Source organism: Betaproteobacteria bacterium, assembly GCA_016791345.1.
In the GTDB taxonomy this organism is placed as follows: Bacteria; Pseudomonadota; Gammaproteobacteria; order Burkholderiales; family JAEUMW01; genus JAEUMW01.
In genome coordinates, this window is record JAEUMW010000360.1 from 1 (window position 1) to 3,069 (window position 3,069).

The window sequence follows — 3,069 nt, forward strand, 5'->3', positions numbered from 1 at the left end:
GTGGTTCGACGGCGCGATCAGGAACGACGACTCCGCCGATGACATCCGGCACGCGCCGCTGCCCGGCGTGCACGTCCTGTCCGGCCCCTTCCACGTCGAAGGGGCAGAGCCCGGCGATCTCCTGATCGTCGACATCCTCGATATCGATGCCTGCGACCAGGAGGACTCGGGTCCGTTCTCCGGCATGGGCTGGGGCTACACCGGCGTGTTCGCGACCAAGAATGGCGGCGGCTTTCTCACCGAGCGCTTTCCGGACGCGTACAAGGTGATCTGGGACTTCCGCGGCGACGTTGCCACCTCGCGCCACATTCCCGAAGTGTCCTACGTCGGCATTCACCATCCGGGCCTCATGGGCACCGCGCCCTCGGCGGAATTGCTCGCCAAATGGACGAAGCGTGAAACCGACCTGATCGCCACCGATCCGCACCGGGTTCCGCCGCTCGCGCTGCCGCCGCTGCCGGACAGCGCGATTCTCGGTTCGCTCAAGGGGGCCGATTTCGAGCGCGTCGCACGCGAGGCGGCGCGCACCGCACCGCCGCGGGAGAACGGTGGCAACCAGGACATCAAGAACCTGACCGCAGGCACCCGCGTGTTCTACCCGGTGTTCGTGCCCGGCGCGAAGCTCTCGTTCGGCGACCTGCACTTCTCGCAGGGCGATGGCGAGATCACCTTCTGCGGCGCGATCGAGATGGGCGGGTTCATGGACCTGCACGTCGACCTCATCAAGGGCGGCATGGCGAAGTACGGCGTCGGCGCGAATGCCATCTTCATGCCCGGCATACGCGATCCGCAATATTCGGAGTGGCTTGCGTTCTCCGGCGTCTCGGTCGACAGGAACGGCAAGCAGCACTACCTCGACTCGGGGCTCGCCTACGCCAACGCCTGCAACCACGCCATCGATTACCTGATGAAGTTCGGCTACACCGACATCCAGGCGTACATGATCTTGGGCTCGGCGCCGGTGGAGGGGCGGCTGTCGGGCGTGGTGGACATTCCGAACGCCTGCTCGACGATCTACATCCCGCGCGCGATCTTCGATTTCGACGTGCGCCCGTCGACGAGCGGCAAGCCGCATCAGGTGAAGCAGGGCGTGCAGGTGCCGCGCTCGCCGAACTGACCGTCGCGAGTCGGTCAGTTCGCGACGGCGTTCGCGTGTGCTGAAATACGCCTGTGCGGCGTCCCGGCTCCCGAGGGGGTCGGGATGCGAGCAGGGCGGGACGGTAGCTCGGTAGGAGAACGCGCCATGTTACTGGGACTGGCCTTGTTCTACGTCGGTGCCGTGCTGTGCCTGAACGGCCTCTGGCTGCTGGGGCAGATCGGGGACGACGAGATCGCGGTGATCGACATCTTCGTCGGTGCGATCACGCTGCTCATCGCGCTCTATCTCGCCTTCGCACCGGGCGCCGATCTCGCGTCGATCCGCGGTGCGGCGCTGACGCTCCTCTTCACGTTCACGTATTTCTGGGTGGCGATCAACCGCTACAACGGCGCCGATGGTCGCGGACTCGGCTGGTTCTGCCTGTTCGTGGCCGTCACCGCAGTCCCGGTGACGATTCAGATGCTGCAGACGGCTCAATCGACCTGGGACTGGTGGTTCGCCCTGTCGTGGGGCGCGTGGGGCATTCTCTGGTTCATGTTCTGGCTGCTGCTGGTGCTGAAGAAGCCCATCGCCAAGCTCACCGGCGCGGTGACGGTACTGCAGGGCATTCTCACCGGGTGGCTGCCGGGCTATCTGCTGCTGTACGGGCTGATCAAGTAACAGAGCGAGGGAGGTCGCGACAGGGACCCGCCCGAGGCCCCGTCACGACGCCGCTTCAGACAGGTTCGAAGGCGTCGTTGCGACGGTCGTACAGCAGCAGTTCGCCGCGCTCGAGATCGAGATACATCGCGTCGGCCGCAAGACTGCCGTCCGCCACGCCGGAGGCTACCCAGGGATAGCGCAGCACGTTATCGAGCGAGGCCTTGAGCGATTCCAGTTCGCACTGCCGCTGCCGCTGCTCGGGCGAGAGCGAGGTATCGGCAAGCACGCGCTCGCGCGCCGGGCGTGCGGTTTCAAGCCAGCTTGCGACGAAATCGGTCGACTGCTGCGGCGGGTCGAGGAGGGCGGAGATGCCGCCGCAGCCCGCGTGCCCCAGGACCACGAACTGCCCCACCTTAAGGAAGCGCACCGCGTATTCGATCGCCGCCGAAGTCGAGTGCTGGCGGTCGTCGGGATGGTAAGGCGCGACCAGGTTCGCGATGTTGCGGATGAGGAAGATCTCGCCCGGCACCGCGTCGAAGATCCGCGTCGTGTCGATGCGGCTGTCGGAACAGGTGACGATGGCATAGCGGGGGCGCTGGCCGCGCTCTGCGAGCCGCTCGAACCGTGCACGTTGCTCCTGAAAGTACTGCGTGCTGAAGCGCTTGAAGCCTTCGATCAGTCGTTCCATGAGGTGCGATGCTCCGATGCGCTGCGAGGGCTTGCCACCCTGCTGCGGGTTCAACCGATTTCTGCTGCAAAGCAGTATAGCATCGGCCTCCCGCGTCGCGGACAGCACTTGCAGCCTGCGCGTTCCTGGCAATCGATGCGACACAACGTCGATGGAATACGCAGGCGAAGTAACGTACCATCGCCTGGGCAGAAAAACTTGGAAGCACCTGGAGGAGGGCCAACATGAAACAAGGCGGATGCATCGCGAGCGGCTTCGCAAAGTCAACCCTTCTCGGTCGGGTCGCACGTCGGGACAGCTTGGCTGCCGTGAGTTTCAGCACGATGCGTCGGGTGTTCGGCCTGGTCGTCGCGGGTGCCCTGGTCGGCTGCACGACAACATCCGACCTGCTCTCGAAAGGGGGGCCGAGTGCGACGGCCAACCTCGTGCCGACCAAGGGCAATCAGGCGCGAGGCACGGTGACCTTCACCCAGAAAGGCGACAAGGTGCTGGTGAAGGCGAACCTGATGGGGCTCAATGCCAATACCGAGCACGGCTTCCACATCCACGAGAAGGGCGACTGCAGCGCGGCGGACGCCATGAGCGCGGGCGGGCACTTCAATCCGGCCAGCGCGCAGCATGGCAACCCCGCCGCCGGCGC

At 65.5% G+C, this 3,069-nt stretch carries 4 protein-coding genes; 3 read left to right on the plus strand and 1 reads right to left on the minus strand.

The genetic code is table 11. The features are described from left to right. Nucleotides 1–1,117 (plus strand): acetamidase/formamidase family protein (locus tag JNK68_14130; protein ID MBL8541481.1); only part of this gene is annotated, 1,117 nt, incomplete at its 5' end. Nucleotides 1,118–1,243: 126 nt separating this feature from the next. Further along, the gene (locus tag JNK68_14135) at nucleotides 1,244–1,759 is read left to right on the plus strand and encodes an AmiS/UreI family transporter (GenBank protein ID MBL8541482.1); all 516 of its coding nucleotides are present in this window, start codon (nucleotides 1,244–1,246) and stop codon (nucleotides 1,757–1,759) included. A gap of 55 nt (nucleotides 1,760–1,814) precedes the next feature. Here the strand turns inward: JNK68_14135 and JNK68_14140 are convergent, their stop codons facing one another. Next, nucleotides 1,815–2,429 (minus strand): carbonic anhydrase, encoded by a 615-nt coding sequence (locus tag JNK68_14140; protein MBL8541483.1) that lies wholly within the window; start codon nucleotides 2,427–2,429, stop codon nucleotides 1,815–1,817. Nucleotides 2,430–2,752: 323 nt separating this feature from the next. On the opposite strand from JNK68_14140, the gene JNK68_14145 reads away from it, so the two are divergent. Next, nucleotides 2,753–3,069, plus strand: a 317-nt coding sequence (locus JNK68_14145; protein ID MBL8541484.1) for a superoxide dismutase family protein, incomplete at its 3' end; no start/stop codon positions are given.